Source organism: Psychrobacter sp. APC 3279, from assembly GCF_030407795.1.
Lineage (GTDB): Bacteria > Pseudomonadota > Gammaproteobacteria > Pseudomonadales > Moraxellaceae > Psychrobacter.
Genome location: NZ_JASDCR010000003.1, coordinates 164,879 through 182,152 on the forward strand (window position 1 = coordinate 164,879; position 17,274 = coordinate 182,152).

The 17,274-nt window shown below is 43.5% G+C and carries 15 protein-coding genes; 5 read left to right on the top strand and 10 right to left on the bottom strand.

Annotated elements, in window-relative coordinates; genetic code table 11:
• Positions 1 to 5: 5 nt before the first annotated feature.
• On the bottom strand, positions 6 to 737 hold the full coding sequence (tmk, locus tag QL898_RS02520) for a dTMP kinase (protein WP_290175679.1): 732 nt from the start codon (positions 735 to 737) through the stop codon (positions 6 to 8).
• 88 nt (positions 738 to 825) lie between these two features.
• Entirely contained in the window at positions 826 to 2,115 is a 1,290-nt protein-coding gene (gene mltG, locus QL898_RS02525; RefSeq protein WP_290175681.1) for an endolytic transglycosylase MltG, read from the bottom strand.
• A gap of 193 nt (positions 2,116 to 2,308) precedes the next feature.
• Here mltG and QL898_RS02530 point away from each other — a divergent pair, with 193 nt between their 5' ends.
• Positions 2,309 to 3,073, top strand: a complete 765-nt coding sequence (locus QL898_RS02530; RefSeq protein WP_290175682.1) for a DpnI domain-containing protein — start codon at positions 2,309 to 2,311, stop codon at positions 3,071 to 3,073.
• Here QL898_RS02530 and QL898_RS02535 read toward each other — a convergent pair.
• Together QL898_RS02535 and QL898_RS02540 are read right to left on the bottom strand one after the other, a co-directional pair.
• Positions 3,070 to 3,564, bottom strand: coding sequence for a hypothetical protein (locus QL898_RS02535; protein ID WP_290175683.1), 495 nt, complete (start codon positions 3,562 to 3,564; stop codon positions 3,070 to 3,072). The genes QL898_RS02530 and QL898_RS02535 overlap by 4 nt on opposite strands.
• 495 nt (positions 3,565 to 4,059) lie before the next feature.
• On the bottom strand, positions 4,060 to 4,458 hold the full coding sequence (locus QL898_RS02540; RefSeq protein ID WP_290175684.1) for a hypothetical protein: 399 nt from the start codon (positions 4,456 to 4,458) through the stop codon (positions 4,060 to 4,062).
• A 152-nt stretch (positions 4,459 to 4,610) separates the two neighbouring features.
• Here QL898_RS02540 and QL898_RS02545 point away from each other — a divergent pair, with 152 nt between their 5' ends.
• Positions 4,611 to 4,799, top strand: a complete 189-nt coding sequence (locus QL898_RS02545) for a DpnD/PcfM family protein (protein ID WP_290175685.1) — start codon at positions 4,611 to 4,613, stop codon at positions 4,797 to 4,799.
• A 3-nt stretch (positions 4,800 to 4,802) separates the two neighbouring features.
• Here QL898_RS02545 and QL898_RS02550 read toward each other — a convergent pair whose 3' ends face one another.
• Both QL898_RS02550 and QL898_RS02555 read right to left on the bottom strand, forming a co-directional pair.
• Positions 4,803 to 5,804, bottom strand: a complete 1,002-nt coding sequence (locus tag QL898_RS02550; RefSeq protein WP_290175686.1) for an aminotransferase class IV — start codon at positions 5,802 to 5,804, stop codon at positions 4,803 to 4,805.
• 12 nt (positions 5,805 to 5,816) lie between these two features.
• Positions 5,817 to 6,482 carry a hypothetical protein gene (locus QL898_RS02555; protein WP_290175687.1) on the bottom strand — a complete coding sequence of 222 codons (666 nt, stop codon included), beginning with the start codon at positions 6,480 to 6,482 and terminating at the stop codon, positions 5,817 to 5,819.
• A gap of 375 nt (positions 6,483 to 6,857) precedes the next feature.
• Here QL898_RS02555 and aroE point away from each other — a divergent pair, with 375 nt between their 5' ends.
• On the top strand, positions 6,858 to 7,721 hold the full coding sequence (gene aroE / locus QL898_RS02560) for a shikimate dehydrogenase (RefSeq protein WP_290175688.1): 864 nt from the start codon (positions 6,858 to 6,860) through the stop codon (positions 7,719 to 7,721).
• Positions 7,722 to 7,784: 63 nt separating this feature from the next.
• Here the strand turns inward: aroE and QL898_RS02565 are convergent, their stop codons facing one another.
• Complete coding sequence (locus QL898_RS02565; RefSeq protein ID WP_290175689.1) at positions 7,785 to 8,909, bottom strand: FUSC family protein; 1,125 nt, start codon at positions 8,907 to 8,909, stop codon at positions 7,785 to 7,787.
• Between the two features lie 379 nt (positions 8,910 to 9,288).
• Between QL898_RS02565 and QL898_RS02570 the strand changes: the two genes are divergently transcribed.
• Positions 9,289 to 11,109 (top strand): acyl-CoA dehydrogenase C-terminal domain-containing protein, encoded by a 1,821-nt coding sequence (locus tag QL898_RS02570; protein ID WP_290175690.1) that lies wholly within the window; start codon positions 9,289 to 9,291, stop codon positions 11,107 to 11,109.
• 113 nt (positions 11,110 to 11,222) lie between these two features.
• Here QL898_RS02570 and QL898_RS02575 read toward each other — a convergent pair whose 3' ends face one another.
• Both QL898_RS02575 and ybaK read right to left on the bottom strand, forming a co-directional pair.
• Entirely contained in the window at positions 11,223 to 11,597 is a 375-nt protein-coding gene (locus QL898_RS02575; protein ID WP_290175691.1) for a 5-carboxymethyl-2-hydroxymuconate Delta-isomerase, read from the bottom strand.
• 90 nt (positions 11,598 to 11,687) lie between these two features.
• Positions 11,688 to 12,176, bottom strand: coding sequence for a Cys-tRNA(Pro) deacylase (gene ybaK, locus QL898_RS02580; RefSeq protein ID WP_290175692.1), 489 nt, complete (start codon positions 12,174 to 12,176; stop codon positions 11,688 to 11,690).
• Between the two features lie 247 nt (positions 12,177 to 12,423).
• On the opposite strand from ybaK, the gene plsB reads away from it, so the two are divergent.
• Entirely contained in the window at positions 12,424 to 15,213 is a 2,790-nt protein-coding gene (plsB, locus tag QL898_RS02585; RefSeq protein ID WP_290175693.1) for a glycerol-3-phosphate 1-O-acyltransferase PlsB, read from the top strand.
• A gap of 101 nt (positions 15,214 to 15,314) precedes the next feature.
• Here the strand turns inward: plsB and ettA are convergent, their stop codons facing one another.
• Positions 15,315 to 16,976, bottom strand: a complete 1,662-nt coding sequence (gene ettA, locus QL898_RS02590) for an energy-dependent translational throttle protein EttA (protein WP_134292306.1) — start codon at positions 16,974 to 16,976, stop codon at positions 15,315 to 15,317.
• Positions 16,977 to 17,274 lie beyond the last annotated feature (298 nt).

Genomic DNA, 17,274 nt, shown 5'->3' on the forward strand with positions numbered 1-17,274 from the left:
TTTAATTATTTGATATCGAATCTATCTATAACCGTTTGCCATATACGCGCACTCACATCATCCGTACTGCCCGATGCATCAATACGCTGTATACGCTCAGGATACTCGCTCGCAAGCTGACTAAAACCAGTATGCACCCAAGTAAAAAACTCGGTAGCCTGCTGCTCAAAACGATCTGCCGCACTGCGCTTATTGGCACGTTTCATGCCTTCGGCTACTGGCAAATCCAACCACAATGTCAGCTCAGGAAGCTGCGTCACAAATTGATTAATGAGCATATCGATTTTGCCGCGTACCAGCTCGTCACCATACGCACGCCCAAAGCCCTGATACGCAATAGTAGAGTCGGTAAACCTGTCACATATTACCCAAGTACCATTTTGGAGCGCTGGTAAAATGACTTGCTGCATGTGATCACAGCGCGCCGCAAACAATAGCAGCAGCTCGGTATCGTCTTCGATATCAGTCGCTGGGTCCAATAATATGTCACGCAATTGCTCGGCAAATGGGCTTCCACCTGGCTCACGAGTACGCAGATACGAGATGCCATTAGCTTCTAAGCGCAAACACAGCTGTTCAATCGCGGTGGTTTTGCCCACGCCTTCAGTCCCTTCAAAACTAATAAAGCGGCCTAACGTAGGTGCCGTCTCCGTATTTGAAGCACTTGATTCAGGTAGATTCGATGATGGTATGCTGCTATGGAACGGTGTTGCGCTGGTGTGCATAGATACTGACATGATATGACCTTATGTCATTGATGAGCGCTACCTCTACTTTGTAGCACTCAATAAACGATAAGTTTTGTGAGAAGATTAAGAAGGAATATTACTGCGGCGGCGTTTGAGATTTTTTCTCACGCATGACACTGAGATAGTCTTTTACCGCTTGGTTGTGTTCAGCCAAGCTATTGGTAAATTTGTGCCCGCCATTGCCCGTTGCCACAAAATACAATGCCTCACTATCGGCAGGATGTAAGGTCGCTTCGATAGAGGCCGCTGATGGTAGCGCAATTGGCGTTGGCGGTAAACCATCAATTTGGTAGGTGTTGTAAGACGTCTTTTCATTGATGTCTTTGCGGCGAATATTGCCATCATAACGACTGCCCATACCATAGATAATGGTCGGGTCCGTCTGCATACGCATGTTTTTATTCAAGCGATTTCTAAATACGGCAGAGACTAAAGGACGTTCCTCAGCAACGCTGGTCTCTTTTTCGATAATAGACGCCATCACTAACGCTTCATATAGACTCTTGTAAGGCAGATTCGGCGCACGATTTTCCCACGCATCAGTCAGTACCTGCTGCTGACGCTGATACAAGTCAGTCAGTACTTTTTTATCGCTGGTTCCTTCACCATAATAATAGGTATCAGGCGCGAACCAACCTTCAAGATTGTAGTTAACAATCGGGTCACTGCTATTAGCCACACTGTCTGGCAATACACCTGTCAAATCTAATGCTTGGGCGATACTGGCATTGTCACTATCTGCGGTCAGTACTTCTTTTTCGATTTTGTCATTGTCACGCAGCGCTTGATAAAGGTCTTTAGATGTCTTACCTTCGATAATCTGCACCTTGACCATAGCCGCTTTTGCGCCTTGACCTAGTATTTGTAGCGCCTCAGCGATAGTCGGGTTTTCGGGTAGTTGATACGTACCAGCATGCAACGGTGCATCGACTTGCGATTTGATATACAGCTTGGCTACGCCTGCCGAAAACAGCGGAATCTGCTGCTGCCACTGCGGTAGTAAACCATAATAGGTCTGACCTGGTTCAATCGTGACCATTTGCTGCGGCTGCTCGATACGACCAAACAACGTCTGATAAACCATGACTAATAAAAATGCAGCAATAAGCCCCAACACCAGCAGCACTTGATAGCCACGTTGCATAAAAAACGACGGGTTATTGACTTTATATTGACGCGGTTTACTGTTACCACTGATGAGCGAGACGTTGGTTGCTGGCGTTGCTGATGTGTCTTCCACCTCATCTACCACTGGTTGTGCGTCCGGCAGCGTGGTATCGACACGCTCCTCGACTGTGCCATCTTGTTTGTTTGACGGCGACTCATTGGGACGTTCAGGTGGTATATTGGGTGTAGGCTTGCTCATGGCAACTCGCGAGGCAGATGTTTGCTAGAATTTAGCACTGAACCGTGCGATTTTCAATGGTATTTGCTTAGCTTATGAAATGGTATTTGCTTAGCTTATGAATTATCTTGCTATTGATAGCAGTTTATATGGCTTAATACTTAGGTGTTTTTTTCAGTATTCTCAGCTTATCTATTAATAATGAAAATATCTTATGAACCTACATTTTAACCAAAGTCTTGCTAAAAACTATCACTCTGAACCTCAAAAAGTTCGTGTACTCAGCGAAGCATGGGTAAAAGAAAATAGTTACTGCACCAATTGTAGCGCCCAATCGCTAGCTGAGTTTGCTAATAACAAACCTGTTGCTGATTTTTATTGCGAAAATTGTAATGAGCAATATGAGCTAAAAAGTAAAAAAGCTAAGTTAAGCAATGTTGTCAATGATGGTGCTTATAAGACGATGATTGAGCGTATCAATAGTAAGGATAATCCCAGCTTCTTCTTTTTAACCTACTCAAAAGAATACACCGTCAACAATTTTCTAATTATTCCCAAGCATTTCTTTACACCCGATATTATTGTTAAGCGTAAACCCTTATCAGTGAATGCCAAACGAGCAGGTTGGGTTGGTTGCAATATTGACTTACGCCAAGTACCCGAATCAGGCAAAGTGTTTTTGGTCAAAGACCAACAAGTTATACCGCGTGAAAATGTCACCCAACAGTTCCAAAAGACTTTATTTTTACGCAAACAATCTATGGTTTCACGCGGTTGGACACTCGATGTCTGGCAATGTATCGATAGGCTTGATACTCACTTTTCGCTAAAGCAGGTTTATGGTTTCGCTGATGAGTTGCAGCTCAAACATCCTGAAAACAACCATGTAAAAGATAAGGTCCGCCAACAGTTACAAGTATTACGAGATAAAGGCATCATTGAATTTATAAGCCGTGGTCACTATCGAAAATTATACTAAGAACACTTATTATCCCATAATGGCAAACCTTTGGCAGCAACCAAACGACCGTAAAATTTATGAGGCGGGTAATCTAGCTCTAGCTCATCATTCACTTTAAAAAAAATTTTTACATTGCCATCGAGACAGGTATACGCTCGATTTTTTACCTGTTTATTCCAACTCATTAGTAATCCTAACGGAGTGCGAGAAGCTTTAGTAAAAGCTTGTTTTTCAGTTGTAATTGCACACATCACAGTGTCTTCATGAAACCGCTTATCTAAACCTTGTTCGATGACTTCTTGACGAGTATGCGCATACTTGAACACACTCCCAAATGCTGTGTATTTTTTATTTTTCTTAGAATAAACAATACTAAATGCTATCTGTGAATAACAAGGTAAATGAATCATTTCATCAGGATTTCTTTTCGCTGCACCGCAAACTTTATTGAATATCATCAATCTACGAACTTGTAGTGGAATTCGTTGATCTTCATATGTAGTACGCATTTATTATCCCCTGTTAGATAGTATTGGATAGAATGCAATCATTGATCGATTAACATCAGTACGCAATACTCATTAACAAAAGACGATCAATTATGAAGAACGTTATTGGAGATATGCATCACTCAATAGACTTCTTGCGAAAGTACCAGTGCATTAACTTCAATTGACGAAGCCACAAAGGCTAGTGATGATTTATGTAAGAAGGCTGATACGTCATATAAACACAGTATCAAGATCATAATATTACAGCCGCTAAAATTTATTAGCAGCTATAACTATACGTAGTAACCTAATTATGAGTTTCGTATAACATAGTGATTATTTCGAATTATATCAGACGTTTTTCATTATAACGTTCAGGTCTTGATTCGCCTTGATTGTCACGGTATACATCTGCAATTAACTCATCTCTATCATCCCATAGTGGCAGACGAGCTGTCGCAACTAGTCGGTCATGAAACTTATGCGGTGGGTAATCCGAATCAATTTCATCATTTATTCGAAAAAAACTTCTTCACGATAGTCAACATAAGCATGCATTCTATTCTTTACATATTTATTCCAATACCACACTAATTGTATAGGTGTACTAGCTGGGCGGGTAAACTGCTTTAGATTAACAGTCAGCGCACACTTTACTGGCTCGTCGTTAGGAAAAATGCGAATACGTTGCTCAATAACTTCTTCGGGTGTTTGTGCATACTCAAACACACCACCAAAGGCTATAAATTTCTTGAAATCCTTTAGATACATAACTCCGAGTGATAACTGAGTAAATTTTGATAAATGAATAATTTCATCAGGATCTTTCTTTGCTAATTTACAGATTTCATCAAAAACCATCAAACGACGGATTTGTAGCGGGATACTTTCATCTTCATAAACTTCGTACATTGGCTTATCTCCTTATTAGATAAGCAGCATTGATCGATTTGCTTTAAGACACAAGACCACGTAACAAAAGACGATCACTTCTTTTGAGCGCTTTTGCTAATCTAGTTGGCATTGATGACTGAAGTTATTTGTGAGAAATGGAAGTGAATACAATGAAAAAAGATGAGAAAGCAGCGCAAAAATTTCAAATAGAGATTTTGGAAACGCTGAGTAATATCGTAGAAGTAAATGCTGAAGATGAGCAAAGTGCCCTTTTGAAAGTGCAAGAAATGTATAGAAATGAGCAAGTGGTTTTATATCCAGATGATTTTATTGATACCAAATTTGTTGTTTTTCAATAACAACTAAACGGGTTCAAAATCCACAACATCACCTGACAATAACGTCAGACTGCTCATTGGCATGATGCCGCGCAGTGCATTGCAAAAGAAAAGCTGCGTTAACTTAGGCAAATCTTCATCTTGTAGCGATCTGATTGTGACTGGGTATTGTGTCGTGGATAGCGCATCTATAATTACCTGACGCATGACGCCAGCGACGCCCGATTGAGCCATAGAAGGTGTGTACCACTGGCCAGTGGTTAGGTAATCTTCATTATCTTTATGAACGCTAGAGCTGGTTTTGGATTCTGATAGTGGCTCTTCTGCCAATTGATAGAATACATTACTCATCGTACCCTCAACCCACTGCCCGCTCATATCGCGTAGCAGACCTTCACGAAGTGTTGAAGCAAGCTCAGATGCTAATGGCTCAGCTTTTATACATTGTAGCTCACCACTAGCAAGGACATTGTCTAAACGATTAAGGCTCTTGAGACCTGCCAACGGTGGCGGTAAGCAAGCAATCTGAGAAGACAAACATATTGCCGAAGCATTAGGTTGGATAGGTACCAAGTTTCCATTAGGCAAGGACAGTTGCAGCGCAGTAGAAACTCGCATTGCCGTAGCTTTTAGCCATATCTCACAGTCGCTACCATTTGTACTAGGTGCATAGCCATAACCGCGTACATCCTGCGCAGCGCGGGTGACTACTAGCTTGAGCATCCCCTGCTCTAATTGCTGAGCGTACAGTTGCAGTACTGCTAATAGCTCTTCGCTATTTATGTTTAGCTGCAAGGCTTCAGCATGAGAGACAAGCCGCTGATAATGGTAGTCTGACCATAGTATCAATCCATCAATGACGCCCATAGTAGTAAAAAACCCGTCAGCATATGCCAGCCCGCGATTATCTAGAGACATCGTTACCGTTTGGTTGGTCGCTCTGTTATCTTCGGTCAAACTACTATCATCGGTCACACTGCTGACTTGTGGGTACAGACACACCCAACCGTTTGGCACTGACGTCATATCGATCATGATTTAGCTATTGTCTGTTTGAGCAGCGGCTTTATTGATAACTAGCATGCAGCTGTAGAACTCACATTTTGCCAGCTCTATTTTTTGTCCACCGACGATTCTATTTTTGATGATTTGACTATTGAGCATATCAGCAACCATTTTTCCGCCATCATCACCCATCAACTGACGTGATAGTTGATAAGCTTTTTTGGCGTGGTTTTGGCTCAGCTCTTTTTCTTTGTCTGTGTCAGTAGGGTTGGCATAGTACCAGCCAAGCTCTAGATATTTTTCAGAATCGATAATATCCAGATAAGGCGCATCTGTTTTCATAAAGCGGTATTTGGTCGCAGGGTTACTGGCATAGTCTAGGCTATTTTCATCCGTGCTCATCACCTCACCGAACGCCGACTGGATGCCATTGAGCTCATTGACACTGATCGGCTCTACCGTATCAGCGCCCCATGCCGAGATGTCATATTTCACTGGTGTTCCTTGCTGGGCAGCTGCCGTATCCGTGTCAGAATTATCAGTCGTATTGGCTGGTGCGTCAGTGACTGTCTGCTCGCTACTCTCAGCATTTGCTTCTGGATTTTGAGTATCGTCTTTGGTGCTATCACAGCCACTTAATGACACACTAACCGCCATTATCGTACCAACTAGCAGGGTCTGAAGGTTATGATTCCACATGGGTTGTTTACTCACACTTTTAAATTAGTCTCAAAATGACATTACCGAGCTGACACAGATGCCGCCGATAACGAAGAATTTTTAATAAATAATGTATTTAATAAAAGTTATAACCTTACAATCATTAGAGCATATTAATTAACATATAATCCATAGTTTACCCAACTGCTCATTGCTTGACTACCTTTTACGTTACGCATAGTAGTCTTGGAGAGTACATATTTGTTAAAGCATTAATCCTTTAATATTACTGGCTAATGACTTATTTTTGGTTAACCCTTCAGTTTGTCAACCATCATTTTATCGCTTATGATGATTGGTCATGACTGACGGCTTCTTTGATGAGCCTTGCCCCTTTTAGCTAACGGACTATTTATGACTCAACACTTTATCGTCATTGGCAATCCAATTGCCCATAGTAAATCTCCAGCAATTCATGAGCAGTTTGCGCGACAAGTAGGAGCAGATATCAGCTACCAGCGTCAGTATTGCCCTGCTGACGATGCCAGTTTTATCGCTGTCGTTGAGGCGTTTTTTTGTGGGGGCGGCGTGGGTGCCAATGTGACTGTTCCTTTTAAACAAACGGCTTATGACTGCTGCGCGGCGCGCGGTGGTCTATCGGATCACGCCAAGACGGCAGGCGCAGTCAACACCCTATTGATAAACAAAGCATTAGTCGCAAAAGGCGCCTCGATAGCAGAGGCTATATATGGCGATAATACAGATGGGCAAGGACTCGTCAATCACATCGCAAGCTTGGGCTGGCCACTGGCGGATGCTCGTGTTGCGCTCATTGGGGCAGGCGGCGCTGCACGCGGTGTTATACTGCCACTGGTTGAAGCAGGTATTGACACCCTTACTATTGCCAATCGTACCGTGAGTAAAGCGACTGATTTAGTAAAAGAGCTAAGTGACACCAGTCCCGTCATTGCAGCAAAGAAAATTGAGAGCTGTGCTACTAGTGAATTGAGCGGTGCCTTTGATATTGTTATCAATGCTACCTCGATTGGTCTGTCAGGTGATACCTTACCGCTGGATAATAATCTAAACTGCCAGTACGCTTATGACATGATGTACGGGCGTGCGCTACCGTTTTTACAGCATTTCGCGGCGCGAGATGCCCAAGTATCAGAAGGCTACGGTATGCTCATCGGACAAGCGGCGCTGAGTTTTGAGCGCTGGACGGGTCATACTATTGACGTCGCCAAAGCTACAGAATCATTGAGCCAAAAATCATGATAAGTACCGCCCATGATTAATGACTACTGATTAGACGAGCGTTATCAAAAACACTGCTGCTTTTTATGCACCAAAACGCAGCAGCAACCAGTTCTCTAAACGCCGTAGTGGCACGCGTAATCGCGTAGAATGTATCGCCAAACCGCCGCTCAATCCAATCGCACAGCCAAGTGCCGTATCAATCATACGTGCATTGATAACCACGCTCGCCACTGGCGGCACAAGCATCGTGCTGCCATACTCTGCGATAAATATTGTCAACGGCGTGATAAAAATCACCGCCAGTCCGTAATGCCGATCGACAAACGACTCAATCAAAAACATCATAGCTAGTATCGCTACAGCAACACCCCACATCGATAGTCCACAAGACAGCATCCAGTTTGCGACCGCCATACCAACCAATGTACCTAGCAAGCGATGCAACTGCTTAATCCACATGGTCCGTAGTTGCATGCCTTGGATAATAATAAAGCAACTCATCGCCGCCCAGTATGGATAAGGCATATCTAACAGTACCGCTATCACCAATGCCAAACTGACAAAACTTACGACAATGAGACTGTCACTGATCGTATCTGGCTCATACTGATAGCTAGGTGCAGGGGCGATAGGACGTGCGGCGAGTAGAAACAATGTATAGAGCAGCGCTAACAGCATCGAAGACCCGCTGCCCAACAGCACAAGTCCTATGGCTGATAGGGTTTGGTCTATCGGCACAGGAATAAACAGCGCAATGGCACCTGCCATCAATACAAACAACCCTGCTGGTGGTGGCTGCCGATAATAGCGACCTAGCATCACAACACCAAGAGCAATGAACATAAATACAGGAAGCCTGAGTACAGGCAGCTGCTGCGCCATGAGTCCCAGTGCAAAACTAAGTATCATGGCAAACCCCCAAGCCATTACCGTCACCAATCGATAAGGTAATGTACCAGCCAATGGCAAGTTCAGAATAATCATCGACCCTAATGACGCTTTAATACCGGAGGACAAGTCACCAAAATAAGCACCCACAAATACCGGAAAGCTAATGGCAATCGCCATAACAATAGGCATGTGCCACGGTCTTTGGCTACGATTGATGGTGAGTAGATGTCCAAGCTCTCCATCAATAAGCAGTTTTATGCGAGTGAATAGCGCGGACAACCCTGACCCTTGTTTTTGCTGTTTTAACTCACTCATAAAAGACTTTCCTCGTTTATCAAATCGACTCTCTTCGTGTTTTTACTCATTATAGATAGTGGGTTACAGACAGTTTCGAGACCTATATCGCTTACATATAATAACTAAATGTAATTAATAAAACATCAAAACATGAATAATAGTTATTAGTTGTATATTTGTTGCCCTATAAGACTTATAATCATATCAACGCCATAACAGCTGACGCTTAACAAGGACGTCTTACTTACCCTCACAACGGACTTGCTGTTTATTACCAGTCCATATGACGACCTATAGTGTCTATCTCACTTAAAATAAGCAAATATCGCTGACATGCATTTTGACTCGAATACTGCGTCGTAAGTCTATGATAGCGAACTAACCAAAGAGAGCGATTATGTTAACTTACAAAGCCCCCTTACGTGATATCAAATTTTTGATTAATGATGTATTTGACTATCAGACGCATTATAAAAGCTTAGACAACGGCGAAAACGCTGACCCTGAAACTGTAGACATGATTCTACAAGGTATGGCTGATTTTGCTGAAAACGTCATTGCCCCGCTCTATCAATCAGGTGGTGAAGAAGGCTGTCATTTCGAAGATGGCGTCGTGACCACGCCAAAAGGCTTCAAAGAGGCTTATGACCAGTTTGTAGAAGGCGGCTGGCAAGGTATTTCATACCCTGAAGAATTCGGTGGTATGAATCTGCCAACGTCAATCAACCTTATCAAATCTGAGATGATCGGTACTGCTAACTGGTCATGGTCGATGTATCCTGGTCTATCAACAGGTTGTATCAACACATTGCTTCAGTACGGTACTGACGAGCAAAAAGCACTGTATTTACCTAAGTTGGTCGAAGGCTCATGGGCAGGTACCATGTGTCTGACTGAACCACAGTGTGGTACGGATTTGGGTCAAGTTAAATCGAAAGCCATTCCACAAGATGACGGTACCTACAAAATCAGCGGTACCAAAATCTTTATCTCAAGCGGTGAGCATGACTTAACAGATAACATCGTCCATATTGTTTTAGCACGTCTACCAAATGCACCAGAAGGCACGCGCGGTATTTCACTATTTATCGTACCTAAGTTCACGCCAAACGCTGAAGGTGAAGCTGGCGAGCGTAATGCCGTAGTTTGTGGTTCAATCGAACACAAAATGGGCATCAGCGCATCTTCGACGTGTGTATTGAACTTCGACGGCGCAGTCGGCTATCTAATCGGCGAACCGCATAAAGGCCTAAAAGCCATGTTCACTTTTATGAACACGGCTCGTATCGGTACTGGTATCCAAGGTCTGGCGCATACTGAATTGTCTTTCCAAAACGCCTTGCCATATGCCAAAGAGCGTCGTTCTATGCGTACGCTATCTGGTACTAAAGATCCTGAAAAAGTAGCTGATGCTATCATCCATCATGCCGACGTACGCCGTATGCTACTGACGCAAAAAGCCTTTGCTGAAGGCGGTCGCTCAATGATTTATCATTCAGCACGTTATGCCGATAAAATGGCACAAGGTATTGTCAATGGCGATGATGAAGAGTTCGAAAAGTGGGACGACAAATTGGGCTTCTATACGCCAATTCTAAAAGGCTTCTTAACCGAGCTAGGCATCGAAGCTGCTAAACACGGTCAGCAAGTCTATGGCGGTCATGGCTACATCAAAGAATGGGGCATGGAGATGATCGCTCGTGATGCTCGTATTGCGACGATGTACGAAGGCACCACTGGCGTACAAGCACTTGATCTACTAGGTCGTAAGGTTATCTTACAGTCTAAAGGTAAGATTATCCGTGATTACACGTCAAGCATCATGAAATGGTGTGGCGAGTACGCACTCGATAAAGAAATGCGTAAATTTGTTTGGGCACTGACCAAACTATGTGCTGAGTGGAACACCTTGACGGTACGCTTGATGCTGATGGCACGTAAAGATCGTGAAATCATCTCAGCAGCGTCAGAGGACTTCCTAATGTACTCAGGCTACGTAATGATGGGTTATCATTGGGCGCGTATGGCAGCGGTCGCTTATAAAAAGCTAGAAAATGGCGGCACAGAAGCACCAGAATTCTACAAAGCAAAAATTCAGACTGCTGAATTCTACTTTGATAAGTTGCTACCACGTACTTCTGGTCACGCAGAAGCGATGGTTGCCCCAAGCGAAAGCATGACATCAATGGAAATCGATCACTTTGCTTTCTTAGATTAAGATTGTACTAGTAAGCCATAAAAAAGCGCCTATTATTTAGGCGCTTTTTTGTGCTTAACTGAAAATCTACTTATACAGAATACACAGCAATGAGCAATTTAAGGCAAGTACTGTTAGCTACCAAGCATTTTCTTATGATAGACCGCACTTATCTCTTCAACTTCTACACATATCTGCAATGCCGCACGCCCTGACTGCTCTGCGCCTATTTTTTCCTCGATAGTAGCAACCAACAGCTCAGCCAATTGATCACGAGTGGCCATATCACGTCCACTCATTAGCTTTAGGTGAGCATAAATAAATCCATTGGCCTGCTCATCGTCTTCAACACCTACCAAAAATGTCTCCATAGGTATGATACGTGCCTTGATATCAGCAGGTTGTTTGAACTGTCCACTGTCCCACAGCGCTTTGTTTAGCGATTTGAGCAATGACTCTTCGTGAGCGATACGAACGTTTGGCGTGACTTGAAGGGTTAAATGCGGCATGAGTACATCCTTAGATATAGAGAAATTAATAAATAAATTGGCTCATCAGTTTACGCGTTCTGCCTGACTACCGTAAAATATTTATTGATATTATTCATCAGTAATCGCACTAAAACAGGCATCAAGTGTCTGAGCCAATTGTACGGATGGCAGCTCAATCTCTAAACCGCGACGACCACCGCTGACATAGATGGTTAACTGATCTTGAGCCGTGCTATCTATCACTGTCTTCAGGCGCTTTTTTTGTCCTAAAGGACTGACGCCGCCCAGTACATAGCCCGTGCTGCGCTCGACTTGTTTTGGGTCAGCCATCTGTACTTTTTTGCAGGACAGCAATTTATTGGCAGATAACGCCTTGGCCATTTTTTTAAAGTTAAGTGTCTTGTCGACTGGCAATATCGCCACAGCAAGTACACCCGTATCAGTGGTCACCACTAGAGTTTTAAACACCTGTGTCACCGCTACGCCAAGTTTTTCTGCGGCTTCCAAACCAAACGATACGGCATTGCTGTCGTGAGTATATTCGTGTACTTGGTAATCAAGGTTACGTTTTTTGGCAAGATCGATAGCTGGAGTCATAAGTTTTAGGCTTAATAAAATGAAATTGAAAAATAGACGCTATATTTATGAGTCATCGGTGATATAAATATATTATTACCCTAAATATATGAACTTTCAAATGTTTGAGCATTTTGTATAATTGGTCACTCACTACAGCGTAACCAAACCGTATTAATATTGGTAGTATATACAGACACTATATATCGCTTTGGTGGCTTTTATGGCATCATAAGCGCAACATATTTGACTATTTTTGATACTGATTATGATACCGAAGTTCTTAAAAAAACGGATTTTTAAAGCGCCAGTCGCGACTGATGGCACTGCTAAAACTGTTGGCAATGCAATCGCTACTAAGCCTTATTCTAATGCACCGATCAATCAGCTGTATCGTAAGCTGTCAGGTCAGATGCTCGATATCGCCGTAAAACCTAAGTTATTAGGCGAGCTACCTGAGTTCGACAATGATGATCAGACGCTACGGTTTTATGTACTACAGGACTATTCTCGTTCAAACAGTATTCTGATTGACTTGCAGACGCAAGAGCACAACTTACCGCCAGCACTGGTTGGAGTAAATGATGCCGCCCATAATATTAAAGAAAATGCGGCCATCATATTTTTGAATCACCCAAGTGCTAAAGACAGCCAATTGTCACCTCGCCTTTCTCGCTTAGTGTCTGCTGTATTGCAATATCCCGAGCTAAAGGTACGTTTAGTACCAGTATCGATTCTGTGGGGACGCGCACCTGAAAAAGAAGATTCGTTATTTAAGCTACTGACTGCTGACAACTGGCAAGATCCTAGCATCACTAAGCAATTATTTAATATCGGGGTGATGGGCCGCGACACTTTTGTACAGTTCCACCCACCGCAAGACTTACGTACCATTATCAACAATAATCTCAAAGGCGACGTGGAAGGACCTGCTACCTTTGACTCAGTTGCTACAGATGCCCTTAAAGCAGATTTAACAGCGGCGGATTCACTCGATACAGAGTCAACGGCTACTAACAGTGATGACGCAACTGACGCTGCGCAGATACCAAACTATGCGCTAGTCGCATCGGCTGATAGTAATCGTGAACTGGTTCGTATGTTGCAGCAGCAATTGTCGATTTATTTAGATAAGCAGCGCGCTAGTATGCTTGGCCCAGATCTATCAGATAGACGTAACTTGGTAGACAAACTGGTGTACTCGCCAGCTATTAAGCATGCGATTGAGATGGAAGCGGCCGAGAAAGGGACTAGCGTTCGAGAAGCTCGCAGTCAGGCCAGAGGCTATGCTAATGAGATGGTCAATGACTACTCTCATTCTATCATCCGTGGTTTTTATAAATTTTTGACATGGTTGTGGACGCAGTTGTATGACGGCGTAGAAGTCCATCATTTCGAGCGAGTACGTGACCTTGCGACCGATTATGAGCTGATTTATGTGCCTTGTCATCGCAGCCATGTCGACTATCTATTACTGTCTTATGTCATCTACAAACGTGGCCTGAGTATCCCTTATGTCGCAGCAGGTGACAATTTAGATGTACCTGTATTAGGCCCACTATTACGCGGTGCCGTTGCTTTTTATATTCGTCGTAGCTTCCGTGGCAACGCGCTGTATACTGCTGTACTGCGCGAATATATGCATACCCTTATCACACGCAATACTCCGATTGAATACTTTATCGAAGGTGGTCGCTCACGTTCAGGTCGCCTACTACCGCCAAAAATGGGTATGCTAGCGATGACTGTGCATAGCCAACTACGCCAAACCAATAAACCTGTGGTATTTATTCCAACTTATATTGGTTACGAGCGCATTATGGAAGGCGGCACGTATGTCGGTGAGCTAAAAGGTAAGCCAAAAGAGTCAGAGTCTTTGATTGGACTACTTAAAGTTGGCCGCAAAATCGAACGTATCTTCGGTAATGTGCACTTGAGCTTTGGTACGCCGTTGCATCTTAGCGACTTTATGACAAAATTCGATGTGCCAGCCAATAGTTTGCCATCCGATCGTACTGACTCGCTGCTTGATGAAAAAACCAGCGCTATGGTTGATAACATCGGCGTAAAAGTCATGCAGCATATCAACAAAGCTGCGGTCGTCACACCTGTATCGCTGCTGTCATTGGTTCTGCTATCAGCACCGAAAGCTGCATTGGATGAAAATATTTGCCGCGAGCAAATCGCACTGTACCAAGGTCTGGCTCAGCAGCTGGTCTACTCAGAGGATACAGTTATCACTGATATGACGCCGCAGCAAATCATTGATTATGGTATTAAGTTAAAGCTTATTGAGCGTACGCCGCATATCTTGGGCGATATCATTCAGGTCGCAGGTAAACAAGCAGCGTTACTTAGCTACTTCCGTAATAACATTTTACATGTCTTTATTTTGCTGTCGTTCCTGTCTGCACTAGTCGCACGCAACGGACGTATCAAACGCAGCCGTCTCGATAGTATCGCTGAGCAGCTATATCCGTTCTTACAAAGTGAGCTGTTCTTATATTATCCAGCACATGGCTTGGCTGATACGCTCAATAAGAAAGTTGATAATCTGCTGTCTCATGGACTCATCGTTGACTTGGGTGATGATACGCTCAGCGTTCCTGAGTCTAATAGTAAGCATTATCAGCAGTTACAAGTGCTGGCAACACCAGTTGGACAAAGCCTTGAGCGTTACTTTATGACGCTTGCCCTACTCGCGCAGCAAGGCTCTGGTAATTTGACTGAAAATGAAGTTGTTGACCTGTGTCACCTGCTCGGACAGCGTTTGTCTGTGCTTTATGCAGATGATATTCCTGACTTCTTTGATCGCGCCTTGTTTACCAGCTTCATCAGTGCGTTGACTCGTCTTGACTATCTACAAAAAGATGATGAAACAGGCATATTGACTTTCGATCATCGCATTAACGACATCGCTCATCATGCTAAGTACGTGTTAACGCCTGATATGATGCAAATCTTGCAGCAAGTTGCTAGTTTAGATGAAGAAGAAATCACTCACGCCATTACTGAAATTAGTAATAAAAAACAGCGTAAGTTTGGGCGTAAGCGTTAGTCTTAACAACTACCCATACCCTTTAAGATTTTAAGCTAAACAAAAAAAGACCGCTAATGATTAGCGGTCTTTTTTTGATTGGACTATATTAAACAGCCGTATTAGTTCGTAATTTTCTTATACTTGGCACGTTTAGGACTGGCATCGTCACCCATTGTTTTTTTACGATACGCTTCAAACTCAGTATAGTTACCGTCGAACCAAACTGGACCTTCTTCTTCGAATGCCAAGATATGAGTCGCGATACGATCAAGGAACCAGCGATCATGCGATACGACCATTACTGTACCTGGGAATACTTGAATCGCATCCTCTAGTGCACGTAAGGTTTCGATATCCAAATCGTTTGATGGTTCATCGAGGAGCAATACGTTTGCGCCTTGCTTTAGTGTTTTCGCTAACTGCAGACGGTTACGTTCACCACCTGATAATTGACCAACGTGCTTTTGCTGATCTGAGCCTTTGAAGTTAAAGCGTCCGATATAAGCACGGCTTGGCGTGGTGTAGTCACCAACGGTAATGATATCGAGACCGTCAGAAACTTCTTCCCATACGGTTTTGTTGTCATCTAGATGATCACGTACCTGACCGACATAGGCAACTTTAACACTTTCACCCAAATCAACTGAACCAGTATCTGGGGTATCGCGCTCAGTAATCATGTTAAATAGCGTAGTTTTACCCGCACCATTTGGACCGATGATACCCACGATAGCGCCAGCTGGAACGTTAAAGCTTAGGTTTTCGTACAGCAGACGATCGCCAAATGACTTGGAGATATCATTAACTTCGATGACTTTATTACCCAAACGTGGACCAGGTGGAATATAAATCTCAGAAGTCTCATTACGTTTTTGGAACTCAGTTGAGTTCAACTCTTCAAAACGCTGTACACGAGATTTAGACTTAGCCTGTTGGCCTTTTTGGTTTTTGCGAATCCACTCAAGCTCTTTTTTCAGCGCTTTAGCAAATGATTCTTCTTGCTTGTTCTGCTGCTCTAGACGCGTGTTCTTTTGCTCTAGCCACTCGGTATAGTTACCTTCATACGGATAGCCATGGCCACGGTCAAGCTCCAAGATCCACTGAGCAACATTATCCAAGAAATAGCGATCATGGGTAATGGCAACGATAGTACCGCTGTAGTTCTGCAAGAACTGCTCTAGCCATGCAACAGACTCGGCGTCCAAATGGTTGGTCGGTTCGTCAAGTAATAGCATGTCAGGGCGAGACAATAGTAGACGGCATAGTGCCACACGGCGTTTTTCACCACCTGATAGTTTGCTAACGTCCGCATCCCACGGTGGCAGACGGAGCGCATCGGCCGCTTTTTCTAGCTGGTTGTTTAAGTTGTGCGCATCCCAAGACTGGATGATGTCTTCCATCTTGCCTTGCTCTTCAGCAAGCTTATCAAAATCAGCATCAGGCTCTGCGTATTCAGCATAGATAGCATCTAGACGAGCGAGCGCATCTAACGCTTCGCGCATACCGTCTTCGACATTACCACGAACGTCTTTGCTATCATCTAGCTGTGGTTCCTGTGGCAGATAGCCAACTTTGGTACCTGCCTGAGCGCGCGCTTCACCACTAAACTCAGTATCCACGCCTGCCATAATGCGTAGCAAGGTTGATTTACCTGAACCGTTGATACCCAAGACACCGATTTTGGCACCAGGGAAAAACGATAGGTTGATATTTTTTAGGATTTCACGCTTAGGGGGAACAAGTTTTGACACGTTGTTCATCGTGTAAATATATTGAGCCATTAACACTCCGATAGACTGCATAGAAGAGAACAGCAAATGCAACTCAGCGATGATGCCAAGCGTGCCGTACCTCAAAATCAGGGTTACAAATTATAGGTCATTATCGCATTGTGGCGCATACCCTGCAAGCTGACAGGTTGTTTTACCAGTTGTTTTACTGTTTTTGACAGCAGGCTATGCCCTTTAACTATAAAACTCGCGTTGGAAAAGCAACTCAGGAAGTCTTATCCTAATGAACTAACTTAACATTTTGATTCATTAGCGTTTTATAAAGACCACAAAAAATAGCATCAAAACT